This is a genomic window from Erythrobacter donghaensis (assembly GCF_001557325.1).
In the GTDB taxonomy this organism is placed as follows: domain Bacteria; phylum Pseudomonadota; class Alphaproteobacteria; order Sphingomonadales; family Sphingomonadaceae; genus Erythrobacter; species Erythrobacter donghaensis_B.
In genome coordinates this window covers 1-14,619 of record NZ_LSJS01000156.1, presented here as the reverse complement: position 1 = coordinate 14,619, position 14,619 = coordinate 1, and the positions used below count along the sequence as shown (strand labels likewise).

15 protein-coding genes are annotated in these 14,619 nt (G+C 66.4%); 9 read left to right on the top strand and 6 right to left on the bottom strand.

The window, feature by feature from the left end; translation table 11 throughout:
* Positions 1-649: SDR family NAD(P)-dependent oxidoreductase (locus AX692_RS09110; RefSeq protein WP_073977642.1), on the top strand; the 649-nt coding region annotated here is incomplete at its 5' end.
* A gap of 77 nt (positions 650-726) precedes the next feature.
* Here the strand turns inward: AX692_RS09110 and AX692_RS09105 are convergent.
* Positions 727-1,503 carry an SDR family NAD(P)-dependent oxidoreductase gene (locus tag AX692_RS09105; protein ID WP_073975840.1) on the bottom strand — a complete coding sequence of 259 codons (777 nt, stop codon included), beginning with the start codon at positions 1,501-1,503 and terminating at the stop codon, positions 727-729.
* Positions 1,504-1,688: 185 nt separating this feature from the next.
* On the opposite strand from AX692_RS09105, the gene AX692_RS09100 reads away from it, so the two are divergent.
* Positions 1,689-2,039 carry an MbcA/ParS/Xre antitoxin family protein gene (locus AX692_RS09100; protein ID WP_073974513.1) on the top strand — a complete coding sequence of 117 codons (351 nt, stop codon included), beginning with the start codon at positions 1,689-1,691 and terminating at the stop codon, positions 2,037-2,039.
* A gap of 4 nt (positions 2,040-2,043) precedes the next feature.
* Positions 2,044-2,538, top strand: coding sequence for an RES family NAD+ phosphorylase (locus AX692_RS09095; protein WP_073974514.1), 495 nt, complete (start codon positions 2,044-2,046; stop codon positions 2,536-2,538).
* A 2-nt stretch (positions 2,539-2,540) separates the two neighbouring features.
* Here AX692_RS09095 and AX692_RS09090 read toward each other — a convergent pair whose 3' ends face one another.
* The gene (locus AX692_RS09090; RefSeq protein ID WP_073974515.1) at positions 2,541-3,803 is read right to left on the bottom strand and encodes a cytochrome P450; all 1,263 of its coding nucleotides are present in this window, start codon (positions 3,801-3,803) and stop codon (positions 2,541-2,543) included.
* Positions 3,804-4,007: 204 nt separating this feature from the next.
* Here AX692_RS09090 and AX692_RS09085 point away from each other — a divergent pair, with 204 nt between their 5' ends.
* Positions 4,008-4,865, top strand: a complete 858-nt coding sequence (locus AX692_RS09085; protein ID WP_196489972.1) for a hypothetical protein — start codon at positions 4,008-4,010, stop codon at positions 4,863-4,865.
* Positions 4,853-5,158 (top strand): PaaI family thioesterase, encoded by a 306-nt coding sequence (locus AX692_RS09080; RefSeq protein WP_196489971.1) that lies wholly within the window; start codon positions 4,853-4,855, stop codon positions 5,156-5,158. The genes AX692_RS09085 and AX692_RS09080 overlap by 13 nt, the downstream gene beginning before the upstream one ends.
* A gap of 102 nt (positions 5,159-5,260) precedes the next feature.
* Here AX692_RS09080 and AX692_RS09075 read toward each other — a convergent pair whose 3' ends face one another.
* Both AX692_RS09075 and AX692_RS09070 read right to left on the bottom strand, forming a co-directional pair.
* A complete protein-coding gene (locus AX692_RS09075) occupies positions 5,261-5,800 on the bottom strand; it encodes a nuclear transport factor 2 family protein (protein WP_073975327.1) in 540 nt (179 codons plus the stop codon).
* The gene (locus AX692_RS09070; RefSeq protein WP_073975326.1) at positions 5,797-6,798 is read right to left on the bottom strand and encodes an NADP-dependent oxidoreductase; all 1,002 of its coding nucleotides are present in this window, start codon (positions 6,796-6,798) and stop codon (positions 5,797-5,799) included. The genes AX692_RS09075 and AX692_RS09070 overlap by 4 nt, the downstream gene beginning before the upstream one ends.
* A 146-nt stretch (positions 6,799-6,944) precedes the next feature.
* Here AX692_RS09070 and AX692_RS09065 point away from each other — a divergent pair, with 146 nt between their 5' ends.
* Positions 6,945-7,892, top strand: coding sequence for an SDR family oxidoreductase (locus AX692_RS09065; RefSeq protein ID WP_073975325.1), 948 nt, complete (start codon positions 6,945-6,947; stop codon positions 7,890-7,892).
* Between the two features lie 626 nt (positions 7,893-8,518).
* The gene (locus AX692_RS19625) at positions 8,519-9,211 is read left to right on the top strand and encodes a hypothetical protein (protein WP_155644963.1); all 693 of its coding nucleotides are present in this window, start codon (positions 8,519-8,521) and stop codon (positions 9,209-9,211) included.
* Between the two features lie 104 nt (positions 9,212-9,315).
* Here the strand turns inward: AX692_RS19625 and AX692_RS09060 are convergent, their stop codons facing one another.
* Both AX692_RS09060 and AX692_RS09055 read right to left on the bottom strand, forming a co-directional pair.
* Positions 9,316-10,545 carry an aromatic ring-hydroxylating oxygenase subunit alpha gene (locus tag AX692_RS09060; RefSeq protein ID WP_073975846.1) on the bottom strand — a complete coding sequence of 410 codons (1,230 nt, stop codon included), beginning with the start codon at positions 10,543-10,545 and terminating at the stop codon, positions 9,316-9,318.
* A gap of 134 nt (positions 10,546-10,679) precedes the next feature.
* Positions 10,680-13,151, bottom strand: coding sequence for a TonB-dependent receptor (locus AX692_RS09055; protein WP_081095230.1), 2,472 nt, complete (start codon positions 13,149-13,151; stop codon positions 10,680-10,682).
* Between the two features lie 335 nt (positions 13,152-13,486).
* Between AX692_RS09055 and AX692_RS09050 the strand changes: the two genes are divergently transcribed.
* Together AX692_RS09050 and AX692_RS09045 are read left to right on the top strand one after the other, a co-directional pair.
* Complete coding sequence (locus tag AX692_RS09050; RefSeq protein WP_073975844.1) at positions 13,487-14,266, top strand: SDR family NAD(P)-dependent oxidoreductase; 780 nt, start codon at positions 13,487-13,489, stop codon at positions 14,264-14,266.
* 31 nt (positions 14,267-14,297) lie between these two features.
* Positions 14,298-14,619, top strand: a 322-nt coding sequence (locus AX692_RS09045; protein WP_196491783.1) for an MFS transporter, incomplete at its 3' end; no start/stop codon positions are given.

The window sequence follows — 14,619 nt, the reverse complement described above, 5'->3', positions numbered from 1 at the left end:
GGCCTACGCCCTGTGCGACATAGCGAAGAAGCCCGAGGTCAACGCCATGGCCGACACGGCCGCGGCGACTTTCGGGCGGGTCGACATCGCGATCAACACCACCGGCTGGGGCCTGCTCGCCAGCCTCGAGGAGATCACCGACGAACAGCTCGACCAAATCGTCGACCTCCAGTTCAAGGGCGTGCACCACTTCCTCCAGGCCTTCGTCAGGGTGATGGGCGCGCAGAGCCCCACCGGCGGCTCGCTGATCAGCCTGTCCTCGGCCACCACCAAGGCGATCATCACCAACCACGCCGCCTATATCGGCACCAAGCGCGGCGCCGAGGCGCTGATCGAGTGTGTCGCCAATGATTACGGGCACTTGGGCATCAAGGCCAACACGGTCTCCCCCGCCTTCACCGACAGCCCGATGACCCACGAGAGCTTTCAGGTGCCGGGCCTCACCGATGCCTTCCTGCCGCGCTACCCGATGGGGCGATTGAACACGGTCGACGACGTTGCCCACGCCTGCCTGTGGCTCAGCACCGACAATGCCTATGTGACAGGGGCCAATATCCAGCCCAATGGCGGCCTGATCATGCGCGGCAATCCGCAGGCGCACGATGTGGCGGCAGCCGTCGGCGCGGCGATGGCGAGGCTGCAGGGATAGGCGCTGGCGCCGGGATGTTCCACGTGGAACATCGCAGGGGCCCGCCAATAGCGCGACAATAACCGCGCAATACCCGCTCAATACTGTGCCGTCCCCCCGTCGACGCTGATCTGCTGGCCGGTGATCCCGCCGCCCGCCTCGCTCGCCAGCAGCACCGCGACCGCGGCCACTTCCTCGACCGTGTTGGGCCGCTTGATCGCGGCCTCCTGCGCGAAGAGATCGATCATCTCCTCGAACTCCAGCCCCATCGCCTTGGCGGTCGCGGGGCCGTTGTTCCGGATGATGTCGGTGATGACGATCCCGGGGCAGATCGCGTTGACGGTGACGCCGGCCGCGCCGACTTCGCGCGCGAGGCTCTTGGTCATCCCGTTCACCGCGTGCTTGGCGGCGGAATAGGCGGTCAGCACCGGCTTGCCGTGCTTGCCCTCCATCGAGGAGATGTTGATCACCCGGCCCCAGCCTTTCGCCAGCATTCCCGGCAGCGCGCGGCGGGTGGCCCAGAAGGTCGAATAGACGTTCCATTTCATCGCCTCGTCGAAGGCGTGGTCGGAGAGGTTGACCAGCGGCTGCAGGTCGCCCGCGCCGCCTGCGTTGTTCACGAGGATATCGAGCGTGCCGAAATGCGCCGCAACGTGGTCGACGAAGCCTTCGAGGTCGCCCTGCTGCATCACGTCGCCCGCGACGAAGATCGCGCGCTCGCCCGCCCCCAGTTCGGCGAGCACCTTCGCGCCCTTCTCGGCATTGCGCGCGAACAGCGCGACGCGCGCGCCCTCGGCGAGGAACGCCTCGGCGATCGCGCGCCCCATGCCCGCCGTGCCCCCGGTGATCGCGGCGATTTTCCCTGCGAGTTTCATTCCTCTTCCTCTCCGTGTCGTCATTGCGAGGAGCCGCAGGTGACGCTTCGCCATCGGCTCGCAATGACGAATAGAGAGGACCGAACCTCCAGGCACCCTGCCAATTTGACGGGTCATCGCACGACCGCGCCTTGAATGCCGCTGTTTCTGACGCTATATGCCGTCAGAACATGCGGAGTATTGCCATGTCGATCCAGAACTATGCCGAAGGCGGCACCTTCGCCCCGCGCAAGATCGTCGCGGCGCTGCGCACCACCAGCGACGAGCTCGCGCGTTCGCTCGGCCTCGGCAAGGATGCGATCCAGCGCAAGGAGCGGATCGCGTCGGACCGCACCCAGCGGCGGTTGCGCCAGATGATCGAGGTGCTCAACAAGGTCGAGCCGCGCTTCGGCTCGGCGTTGCTCGCCTATGCGTGGTACCGTTCGGAGCCGCTGCCGGGCTTTTCGGGGCAGACGGCGATGCAGCTGGTGCAGAGCAACCGCGCCGACGATGTGCTGACCTATCTCGACGCGGTCGACGCGGGCGTCCACGCGTAGCCGCATGCGCTTCACCGGGCTGCTCTACCGCGCCCTCAACCCGGTCTGGGCGCGCGAGCCGCTGTCGGGGGCGGGCGCGGCGCGGTTCGGCGGGCGCTTCAACCGGATCGGGCGGCCCGCGCTCTACACCTCGCTCGCGCCCGAGACCGCGCTGCGCGAGGCGAACCAGGTCGGAACGCTCCAGCCCACCACGCTGTTCGCCTGCCGCGCCGACATCGCCCCGCTGCTCGATGGCCGCGACCCGGCGGCGCTCGCCCCCTTCGGGATGACCCCCGAGGCGCTCGCCGATCCCGCATGGCGCGAGCGGATGCTGGCAGGGCGGCCCGTGCCGACGCAAGACCTTGCCGAGGCCGCGATCGGCGCGGGTCATCGCGGCCTCGTGGTGCCGAGCTACGCCCGCGGCGCGCCGCCGCAGGCGCTCAATCTCGTGCTGTGGGACTGGGACGGGTGTCTCGCACTGGTCGATGACGACGACCGGCTCGGCCTCCGGCCCCACTGACGTCAGCGCCGCTTCGCCGCGAAGGTGATGTTGAGCTGCTTGAGGCTGCGCAGCAGGAAGTGCGGGTGGTAGGCGAAGTCATTTGCGCCGGGGGCGAAGTCCATGTCCTCGAAGCGGTCGACCACGGCGGTGAAACCCCAGATCAGCTCGCGCCGGGCGAGCGGGGCGCCGAGGCAGTGGTGCGTGCCCGAGCCGAAAGCCATGTGCGCGCCCGCCCTGGGCCGGTCGAGATCGAGCCTCTCGGGGCATTCGAAGAAGCGCTCGTCGCGGTTGGCCGCGCCGTAGCGGACGTTGACGACGGAGCCTGCGGGGATCGTCACCCCGTCCAGTTCCACATCCTTGTGGGTGAAGCGCATCAGGCTCTGCACCGGACTTTCGAGCCGCAGCACCTCCTCGACGAAATTGCGCATGTAGCGTTCCGGATCGGCTTTCAGCTTCGCCCAGACGTCCTTGTTCTCGATCAGCAGCTTCATCCCCGCTGCGAGCGCGTTGGTGGTGGTCTCGCTGCCGCCGACGAAGGTGTCGGCCATCATCTCGGCGTGGAGCTCCTCGTCGTTGAGCGGGCGGCCCCAGCCCTCGATCACCGTGTTGACGAGGACGCTGATGAGGCTGCCATCCGGCTCGGCGCGCAGGCGCTCGAAGATCGGCTGGAAGTAATGCTGCGCCTCGATCTCGCGGTCGACCATTTCGAGGTGCTTGTCCTCGGGCAGCATCAGCGAGATGCGGTGGAAGAAGGCGTCGGTCCAGCCCTTGATCCGCCACATGTCCTCGCGCTTCGCGCCCATCTGTTCGCCGATGATGAAGAGGGGGAGGGGAATGCAGAACTGGCGCACCCAGTCGCATTTGCCCTCGTCGATGAAGGCGTCGATCAGCGCGTAGGCGAGGGTTTCGACGCGCGGGTCGATTGCCTTGATCCGGCTCGGCTTGAACGCCTCGTTGAACATCGCGCGCATCTGCTTGTGGTTCGGATCGTCGCGCCCTGCGAGGGTCGGCGCGGGGAGCCAGCCCTTTGCGCGGAAGCGCTCGGCGACCTTGCGGCCGCGCTCCATGTCGACCGGCGAGGCGCGCATCAGCTCGTTCGCGGCGGTCGAGGGGAAGCGCTGCGGGTCCATCAGCACCTCGCGCACGTGGTCATAGCGGCTGACGACATAGATCTGCGTGCCGGGGATGTTGTAGACCGGGGCCTCGTCGCGAAGCTGCTTGTAGGCCGCGTAAGGGCATTGCTGGAGCGCGGGGTCGAAGAGGTTGATCTGCGGCTGGTTCATCAGCGCACCTCGATTGTGTCCGCGCCCCACGGGGCGAAGCTTCGCGATACGGCTCACAGGTCTCTCTCCCCACTCGGCACTGGCATTTTCGCCCGTTCCCCGAGGCAAGAGGCTGCGGGACAACCCGGGCATCAGCAATTGGCGGATTCGCTAAGCGAACCGCTCCGCGTAGGGAGAGGCGGATTGCCGACTGGTTCTCAGGGCGTGAAACCGCGCACATTGGCCGATGTCGACCTGTTCGCCCCCGGCGCGCAGGAGCATTGGTATGCGGCCTACGCGATCCTCCATGCCGAGGCCCCGGTGCAACGCCTTGCGGGCGAGGGGCTGACCCCGGGCACCGACGCCTTCGTGCTCACCAAATACGAGGACATCGCCCGCGTGGTGAAGGACTGGGAGCGCTTTCCGCCGACGCTCTCGCTGCTGGTGGCGCATATTCAGCAATCGGGCGAGATGCCCACCCACATCCCCGATATCGACGCGATGGTGGCGAGCATCGTCTCGCTCCGCCCCACGCCCGAGCTGTGGCGCGCGCATCGCAAGGAGCTGACCGATCCGTGGGTCGGCCCCGGCTGCACGCGCCATGCGGGGATGATCGCGGGGCACGTGGACGATCTGATCGCCAGATTGCTGGAGAAAGCCCGCGCGGGCGAGTCGGTCGATTTCGTCGCCGACTTCGCCCGGCCCCTGCCGCAGCGGGTGATGGCGAGTGTCCTCGGCTTCCCGCAGGAGGACATTCCCCGGCTCGAGCAATGGGGCAATGCGCAGGTCATGTCCTACGTGATCGGGACGAGCCACAAGAACATCCTCACCCCCGAGCAGAGCGCCGAGAAGTTCCGGCTGCTGGCGGGGATGAAGGACTATGTCGCCGAGCAGATACCCCGCGCGGGCCGCCATGTCATTGGCACAATTCATAGCGCGCGCAGCGGCGCGCGGCGGGGTAGGGTGGCGGGATGGCGATACCTTCAGGCTTCGAACCGGCGGGCTTCACCCCGGGCTTTCTCGATCACGGCGGGCCCTATTATCTCGGGCCTCTGGTTGAGGGGGTGCGGGTGGTGGGGCTGATGATCTGCCCGCACCACATCAATTATCAGGATGCAGCGCATGGCGGGGTGATCTCGACCTTCGCCGACGTGGCCTTGAGCCACGCGGTCTACGATGCCGAACGCCCCCGCCTCGCACCCTCGACCGTCACGCTGACGGTCAATTACCTCGCGGGCGCAAAGCTGGGCGACTGGCTGGAGGCGCGCGTGCGGATCGACCGGCTGGGCGGGCGGACGGCCTATACATCGGGCGGGGTGTGGCGCGGCGAGGAGCAGATCGCGACGATGAGCGGGGTGTTTGCGATAAGGCGCTAGTGTTCCCCTCCCTTCAGGGAGGGGTTAGGGGTGGGTGTACGGCGTCGGATCGGGCGTGGAACCCCCACCCCCGGCCCCTCCCCAAGGGGAGGGGAGAATAAACTACCCCAGCCACGCACTGACCGCCGCTGTCGAAGGATCGCGCGCGTCGTGATAGCCCGCCGCGCCCTCGGGCGTGTCGGAGAGGTCGACGCCCTCCACCACCCGGAACTCGCGCCAGTCATACAGCCCCGTGCGCTGGGCAAGCCGCCACTCTCCGCCCCGCTTCTCGAACCGGTCGACGTAGCGGCCCGCGACAATGGCCGAATAAATCACGCCCTTGTCCGGGAACACCGCCGCCAAGGGGTAGCCGGGGGGGATGGTGTGCATTGCGGTCATGTAGGTCTCGGTGTGGCAGACGCTGTCGCCCTCGAAGCCGAAGATCGTCTGGCCGAGCTGGTGCTGGGTCGCAAGGCATGGGTCGATCACCGCGCGCGCCTGCTCGACGAAGCCGCGCCAACCGCCCTCGATCAGCCCGAAGCGGAAGGTCGCGTCGGGGTGGAACAGGCGCTCCATCATCCCCCAGCGCCGCCGGTCGATGGCGTGGGCATAGGCGGCGAGGATGTCGCGGATCGCCTCGCGGTCTTCGAGTGTGCCGGTCATGGGGTCAGCTCCACGATCACCTTGCCGATGTTCGCCCCGGTGAACAGCTTGGCATAGGCGGTGAGGGTGTTCTCGAGGCCCGTCGTCACGTCATAGGGCATCACCAGCGCGCCCCTTTCCGTCCACTCCCGCAACCGGCGGGTCAGCGCGGGGCCCTCGTGCATGAAGTCGGGCGAGAAGAAGCCCTCGATCCGCAGCCGCCGCATCAGCACCTGGTCGAATTGGCCGGGGGCGGTGCGGGTGCCGCTGGTGTAGTCGGCGAGCAATCCGCACACCGCGATGCGGCCATAGTGGTTCATGCGGGTGAGCACCTGATCCAGCAGCGGCCCGCCGACATTGTCGAAATAGACATCGAAGCCTCCCGCCGCATCGAGCTGTTCGGCCAGTGCACCTGACTTGTAATCAACCGCTCCGGCGATCCCCAACTCCTCCGTCAGGTAGGCGCATTTGGCCGCCCCGCCCGCGATCCCCCACGCCTCGCAGCCCAGCAGCCGGGCGATCTGCACCGCGAGGATCCCCGTCGCGCCTGCCGCGGCCGAGACCAGCACCCGCTCGCCGGGCCTCGCCGCGCCGGTCTGCTCGATGCCCCACAGCGCGGTCCACCCGTTCATACCGAGCGGGCCGAACCACGCGCGCCGGTCCGCGACGGTGGGGTCGAGCAGGATCGCGCCCGACATCGCCGCATCGACCGTGCTGACATCGGCCCATTGCCCGAAGGCGCGCACCAGATCGCCGGTGACGAAGCCTTCCGCGCGGCTCTCGATCACCTCGCCCAGCACCAGCCCCGTCATCGGGCCCCCGACGGCGAGCGGCGGCTGGTAGCCGTCCTCGCGGTCGGTGAGCCACATGCGGGTGCCTGCGTCCATCGAGAGGTGGGTGTTGCGGATGCGGATCTGGCCATCGGCGAGGGGCGCGAAATCCTCCTCCGCCAGTTCCAGCGCGGCGGCGAAATCGGTGCCAACGGGGCGGCGCGCGATGCGCCAGATGCGGTTGTCCATGGGCGGCTTGTCCGGCCCGCGTGTCGCCACGGCAACCCCGCCTTTTCGCTAGGGCTTCGGAGGCGCGCGCTATCACTTTGGCGCGGTGCGGCCCTGCGGAAGCCTTCCTAGTCTTGCCCCATAAGAACAGGAGGGAGAGAGGGACTATGGCACGCATCACGGTGATCGGCGCGAGCGGGCGGCAGGGCCTTGCGCAGGTGCGCCAGGCGCTCGCCGCCGGCTATGACGTGCGCGCGATCTCGCGCCGTCCCGATGCGCTGGAGGGCGCGCCGGTCGAGGGGGTCGAGCGGGTCGAGGTGCGGCCGATGGACCTCTACGACACCTCCACCTTCGAAGCCGCGCTCGAAGGCAGCGACTACATCTTCTACACCCACCCCCTCCAGGCCCGCGCCGACCGCGCCTACCTCGTCGGCGAGGTCGGCAAGGTTGCCGCGCATCTCGGGGTCAAGCGGGTGGTGTGGAACACCTCGAGCTGGATTCCCGACAAGCCGGGCGACGCCTTCACCTATGCCGGCAACACCGCCGGGATCAACGCCCTGTGGCGCAGCGGCGCGCCGGGGACGGTGTTCGGCTCGGTGTTGTTCATGGACAACCTCCTCACCAACTGGGCGCGGCCCTTCATCGTCAACGAGGGGCGCTATGTGTACCCCCACAACCCCACCCTGGAGGCCAACTGGATCAGCCTCGACGACGTCGCGCGCTTCATGCTGGCGAGCCTCGAGCGGCCCGACATGGAAGGCGCCTGGCTCAACATCGGCGGGCCCGAGCGGCTGGTCGGCAAGCAGGTGACGCAGTGCCTCTCCGAGGCGCTCGGCAAGCCGATCAAATACGATCCCTGCACCCCGGCCGAGTTCGGCCGCTACCTCGTCGAGGCGGCAGGCGATTCGATGCCCGAGGCTATGCGCGCCGACTTCGCCAAGGGGATCGAGGACTTCTACGAATACAACAACACCGCGCCGACAAAGCCCTTCGCGGTCGACATGGACCACGTCTACGAACGCTTCCCCGAGCTCGAGGGCAAGCTCGAGACGATGGGCGCATGGACCAAGCGGCAGGACTGGGGCGAGTCGAACTATCGCCCGGCGTTCGGGTGATGCCTGGAGCCCCCTCCTCTTCAGAGGAGGGGGTTGGGGGTGGTGGCGAGCGCAGCGAGCGTAACGCGGCCTCAAGGCACCACCCCGCTGCGACTAGGCCGCTGGCGCGACCAAGTCTCGCGGCCCTCCTCTCAAGAGGAGGGCGGATCTCTGCCTAATCCGCCGCCTGATTTCAAACTTTGCAAAGCGGACAAAGCGGACACCGTGTCCGCTTTGCGCGTCTCCGACTTCACCAATAAATACAGATACTCACACCCGCTCTCGTAAAGCGGACGGACAGGGGGCGCGGCCTTGTTTCGCGCCTCGCATATCCAACGGCCTCGCAGGCCGGACAGAACAATGGGAAAGAGCCGGGGCGCATTGTAGCGGCTGGCGGGCGTGTAGGAAAACGGCGAGGCCCATTCCCCCCTCGTCACCCCGTGCTTGACACGGGGCTTGGCTCACTACCGCTGCGGAGGGCGAGGAAGAAGAGCCTCCCCGGATCGGGTTCGGGACGACGATTGAGGGGATGGCGGCTTGAGGCTCGTTTCGGCCAAAAGCGGACATTCTGGAAGCGACCCCATTGCAGACGTTCGGTTGACGCGCGATGTTGATAAAATGCGTGGAGATCAGCTAATCCATCACAAATGGCATACAGTACGGTCTCGCAAATGACGAAGGAATTGTCGAAGGAGCCGTCGCTCCGCGAATTGTGTGACCAAATCAAGAAGGATGCTTGGGCCGAGGTAGATGCTTGGGAGAGGTCTGCCGCCGACGAAAGCCAGCTATGGTCAGAGGAGAGCGACGAAAACTGGGAGTTGATACAACGTGCAGCTCAAATGGATTACAGTGAGCCTGCTGCGTTCGAACTTCATTTGGAAGCGGCAAATGCAGGTTCGGTCTGGTGTCAGCAGGTGGTTGGATGGCATTACTGGACGGGAAATGGAGTCGCCGCCGACAAATACTTAGCTTTGCAGTATTACCACGCGGCTATTTGCGGGGGGTCGTGGATAGCTACGTTACACTATGCCCGGCTTCTTTATGACCTTGGCCGATACGACGACTGCGAGCGTGTCCTCAGCGACGGAGTAGACTGCGGGTTTGTGCCATCATTTTATTGGTTGGCTTGGTTTCGCCATAAACGGCACGGCACCCGTGCGGTCAGGGAAGAAGTCCGACCGTTGGTCGAACATGCAGCCAAGGCAGGTCATCCGGGAGCGAAGGATTTGCTCATACATTGGATGGCAACCGGAAGGTTGAGGTTACGTGATATTCCGCGTGGATTTTCAATGGTGGTGCAAGACGCGATCGCGTCCGCAAATCGTGAAGACAACAGATAGCCCTGCAATAGCGATGAATTAACGTCCACTTTCCACCCACTTCCGGTCGTTCGGACCAAACTCCAGCAATCCCATAGGCAGTCGCTTCGAAGGGCGCCGAACCCCTACTCCGCCGCCTGCCGGTGTTCAGCTGCGAAAATCTCCACCAGCTCGTCGTCGCTCGCGTTGACCAGCCGCTGGGTCCATTGGTGGAACACCTGTCCGCCCTTCTCGTTCTTGCCGAACAGAACCTCTTTCATCAAGCCTGAGGCGAGAGCCTGCTGCTGGCGCTTGCCGGTGGCGTAGTCCTCGTCTCGCACGACCACTTCGAGGAAATTGAACTGGTCGTGCGCGGCCTGGACCTGTTCGGGGGTCTCGGGCTGGTTTTCCATGACGTAGAACTGGGTGGTGTAGCTCTCGCCCACCGCGGCGCCGGGGAAGAGCTGGCTGATCATCGCCCCGCGCTGCCCGCCGCCATAGAAGCTGGCGATCGAGATGTGCGGGAAGATCGTCCATACGCCCTGCACCAGCACTTCCTGCGGCAGATCGTCGTCGCTCATCGCTTCGAGGTCCATCTGCTGGTCGTCATCCCCCTGCACCTTGATCGCGAATTTCGACGGGGTTGAGAGGCGCTGGTGCGGGCCGAAGGCGAAGTAGTTGGCGCGGTTGTAGAAATCCGCGCCGAAGGTGTCCTTGTGGAGCACCGGCAGGTGGTAGAAATCGAGATAGCCGTCGTACGCCGTCTTCCAGTTCGGCCCGGCAAGCGTGCGCTGCGCGAACAGCGTCCAGCCTTCGAACTCGAAGGCCTTGAGCAATTCGTCGTAGCCGCACAGGTAATCGGCGATGGAGAGCTTGGAGTGCGGGTCGAGCGTCACCCAGATCAGCCCCGCATTCTCGTAGACCGGGAACTTCGTCAGGCAATGCGCAGCTTTATCGATCCTGCCGAAGTCCTGCGGGCTGGCGACGCCGATGAGGTCGCCATCGGCCTTGAAGGTCCAGCCGTGATAGCCGCAGGTGAAGCGGCTGGCATTACCGCAGCCGCTCGCGAGCGGATTGCCGCGGTGGGTGCACATGTTGAGGAAGGCGCCCATGCTGCCGTCCTTCTGGCGGCTGAGCAGCAGCGGCACGCCGCAGATGTCCATCGCCTTGAAATCGCCCGGGTTGGGCAGCTCGCACGAAGGCGCGACCATCAGCGGCAGGCGGCGGAAGATCTGCTTCTTCTCGGTCTCGAACACTTGCGGATCGGTGTAGGCGCTGGCGGGAATGCGGACGATGTCGCCTGCATATTCCATCGTGTCCGCCGCGCCGTGGGCGACGAGATTGCGGGTCATGGCGACCAGCGTTTCGCGTGACATGATATTCCTCTCCCGGTTCGGCCGCGACCCTGCCGCGCGCCGGGGCGACCGGCAATTGGCACTTTTGTGCGCGACCAGGCAGAAGGGGGCGAGCCGTCGCCGGCCCGCCCCCTGTCCCCCTGCTTCGGGCGCGATCAGAACTTGAAGCTGACCTCGGCGAAGACCTGACGGCCGCGGTTCTGGGTCAGCACCAGATCGTCGCCCAGCGGCCTGCCATTGGCGTCATTCCCTGCGGGCAGGAACGGACGCCCGCCGCTGGTGATCACGAAGATCTTGTCGGTGAGGTTCTGCGCGATCAGCGACAGCTTCCACTTGCCGTCCGGATGCCCGATCGAGACGTTGGCATCGAGCAGCCAGAAGCTCGGCTGGACGTAGTCGTTGAACGAGGTCTCGTCGGTGATGTAGCCATCGTTGTAGGCAGCATTGCCCGACAGGAACAGCTCGAGGCTGTCGCTGAGCGGCACCGTCCAGTCGGCCGCGATGTTGCCGGCCCATTCGGGCGCCTGGCTGCCGCGGCGGCCGTCGAGGTCGATCACACCGCCCTGGCCCCCCGGCTGGAGGAACTCGGCGGTGTATTGCGCATCGAGGTAACTGAGGTTGGCCGAGAGGTTCAGCCCGTCGATCGGGGTGCGCCATCCGGCTTCCAGATCGACCCCCTTGGTGGTCAGCTCGCCCGCGTTGCTGGTGACGAACTGGATGGTCACCGCGTTGAAGTTCTGCACCTGCAGATCCTCGAACACGTAGTAGTAGGCGGTGGCGTTCAGGGTGATGTTGCGGTCGTCCCACTGCGACTTGATGCCGATTTCGCCGCCCTTGGCCTTTTCCGAATCGAAGATCAGCGAGCTGAAATCGCCCGACAGCGCCGCCTGGCTGAGGCTGTTGGAGGGCAGCGCCGAGTTGTCGATCCCGCCCGACTTGAAGCCGGTCTTGAACGAGGCGAAGATGTTGATGTCGTCGCTCGCCTTGTAGCGCAGCGTGACTTCGGGCGAGAAGTTGTCGTCGGCAAAGTTGATCGGGCCCGAGAAGAAGCCCGGTGCCACGAAGCCCGGCCCCTGCAGGAAGGTGTGCAGGTAGGGCACCGCGATGGTTTGCACCTTCTGCTCGTCGGTCCAGCGCAGACCGCCCGACAATTCGAGCTGTTCGGTGAGGTTCCAGCTCAGGCTGCCGAAGAACGACAGGGCTTCGGTCTTGGTCGTGTGGATCTTGTCCCAGTCATAGGTGAACCCGGTCACCGGGTCGGGCCCGAGGAACGAGATGTTCACCCCCTGCTGGGCGGTGTCGAAGATGAAGGTGCGATCCTCGTAGAAGGCCCCGAGCATGAAGTTGATCGGCCCGTCGAAATCCGACCGGAGGCGCAGTTCCTGGCTGTACTGCTCGAGCGCGTTGCGCGGGTCCGAACAGCCCGCGGCGCCCGGCAGGCGCACGCCGCCGGGGCCGGTCAGGAAGCCGCCATAGGCGTAGCAGTCGAAATCGACCGCATCGAGGTTGAGCAGCCCGGTCACCGAGGTGAGGGTGAGTGCATCGGAGAGGTCGAGATCGAATTGCAGCCTGCCGAACCACAGGTCGCTTTCGCCGAAGGGCACCCCGTTGCGGCCCGCCGCGCGCGAGGGTGTCGGCACGCCGGGCGCGAGCGGCACGGCGGCGTCGCTCAGGTAGTAGCGCTGGTCGAAGACGTTGCAGTCGTAGCCCGCCGGGATGTTGACCAGGCCGCCCAGCAGAACGACGGGGTCGGGGGTGCCGTTGGCGCCGCAGAAGATTTCGGCCGTGCCGATCGCGCCGTCATTCTCGTTGCGGGTGTACTGCACCTTGAGGTTGGCCCTGAAGCGGTCCGAGGGATTCCAGTCGAGCGTCAGGCGGCCGATGAACTCCTTGAGGCCGCGCTCCTGGTTGACGGCCGGGGTGCCCGCCTGGAGCCGCTGGAACTCGTCGATGTCGTTGAACTGCGCGGCAAGGCGGACCCCCAGCGTGTCGGTGATAGGGCCCGATATGAAGCCCGAGACGAGGTAGCCCTTCTCCTCGAACTCGTAGCTGCCGCGCGCGCCGACCTGCCAGGTCGAGGTGGGGTTGGCGGTCCGGATCGAGAGCACGCCGGCGGTGGCCGACTTGCCGAAGAACAGGGATTGCGGCCCGCGCAGCACGTCGATCTGCTCGACATCGAAGAAGCCCGACTGGACAAGCCGCATGCTGGAGGCGACCACACCGTCGAAATCGAGCGCGACGGCGGAATCGAACGCCGCCGAGATGTTCGACGAGCCCACGCCGCGCAGGGACAGCTGCCCGCCCGAGCCCGAACCGCCGACCTGCACGTTGAGCGTCGGCACCCGGCTGGTCACGTCCGCGATATTGTCGATGCTGTAGTTCTCGAGCGTTCCGCCGCCGATCGCGGTGACGGTGACGGGGACTTCCTGGAGGGTTTCGTTCTGGCGGCGGGCCTGGACGACGATCACCGGAACATCGTCATCCGCCTCGGCGCTGTCCGCGGCATCCTGAGCGAAGGCGGCGCCGGGCATGGCGGCGATGCCACTCAGCGCGGCCCCGCACAGCAGGGCGCGGCGCATGGCATCGCGGTGGACGCCGGATGCAATTCGGGCACGGAAAGTGTTCATGTTCCTCTCTCCCCATCAGGCCGCGGCTTGCCCGCGCACCCTGTTATTTCCCCGACCCGCGGCATGTCTCCTCATGCCCATCGGCCAAAGCCTTCGGGTACCCTTGCAGGTGTATGATGCGGCTGCGCGCGCGCCATCAGCAAAAGCGATAGTGACCGCGCCAAACTGCGACAAAAACATCACATGCCCGCGCGAAACCTCGATTCCGTAGCGTCATCGGGTCGTCTCGCGTGCTGGCCGGGGCGTGCTGCGCCGCCCTCGCGCTTTCGACAGTGGCGGGGGCTTCCCCGCCCGATAGGCTGGCCGCGCAGAAAAAACGCTTTGGGAGAAGGCAGATGGCAGGGCGGGTAGCGGGCAGGGTGGCGCTCGTGACGGGCGGGGCGATGGGGCTGGGCAAGGCCGATTGCGAGGCGCTGGCGCGCGAGGGGGCCAAGGTGATCGTCACCGACCGCGACGCGGAGCTCGCGCATCAGGTCGCCGACTCCATCGGCGGCGACGCGATGGCGCTCGACGTGACCAGCGAAGAGCAGTGGATCGAGGTGATGCGCGCGGTGCAGGAACGCCACGGCGGGCTCGACATCCTCGTCAACAATGCCGGCAACGTCATCTTCGAGAGCATCGAGGATTGCAGCCTCGCGCACTTCAAGCTGCACCTCGACATCCACGTGGTCGGCACCTTCCTCGGGTGCAAATATGCCGTGCCGCTGATGAAGCACCGCCACCAGAGCGTCGGCGGCGGGGGCTCGTCGATCGTCAACATGGCCTCGACCGCGGCGCTGATGGGCTATGGCAACATCCCGGCCTATGCGGCGTCGAAGGCCGGGATCGCGGGGATGACCCGCGCGCTCGCGGTCGATTTCCAGGACAAGGGCTACGGCATCAGGGTGAACGCCCTCGCGCCGGGCGGGATCGAGACGCCGATGGTGATGGGCGTCTCGGGCCGCGCCGGGCAGACGCCGATGGAGATTCCCGAAGGCCCGCTGCCCGCCGAGGCGCTCGGGCACCCCAGGGACGTGGCCGGCTGCGTGCTGTTCCTCGCCTCGGACGAGGCGCGCTTCCTCAACGGTCTGACCATCCCGGTGGACAATGGCCTCTACGCCCGCCCTCACCACTGAGGGCGGCAAACCGGGGGCGTACCGTTGGTATGTGCTCGGATTGCTGACGCTGACGAGCGCGTTCAGCGTCGCCGACCGGCTGGTGTTCTCGATCCTGCTCGAGGACATCAAGGCCGCCTTCAGCCTGTCCGACACCGAGCTCGGCCTGATCGGCGGCGCGGCCTTCTCGATCATCTACGTGCTGGCGGGCTTCCCCGCCGCGCGGCTCGCCGACCGCTCGACGCGGCGCACCATCGTTGCCGCGGCGATCAGCTTCTGGAGCCTGATGACCGCGGCCTGCGGGCTGGCGACGGGGTTCTGGACGCTGTTCCTCGCGCGCACCGGGGTGGGCGTGGGGGAGGGGTGTTCGGGGC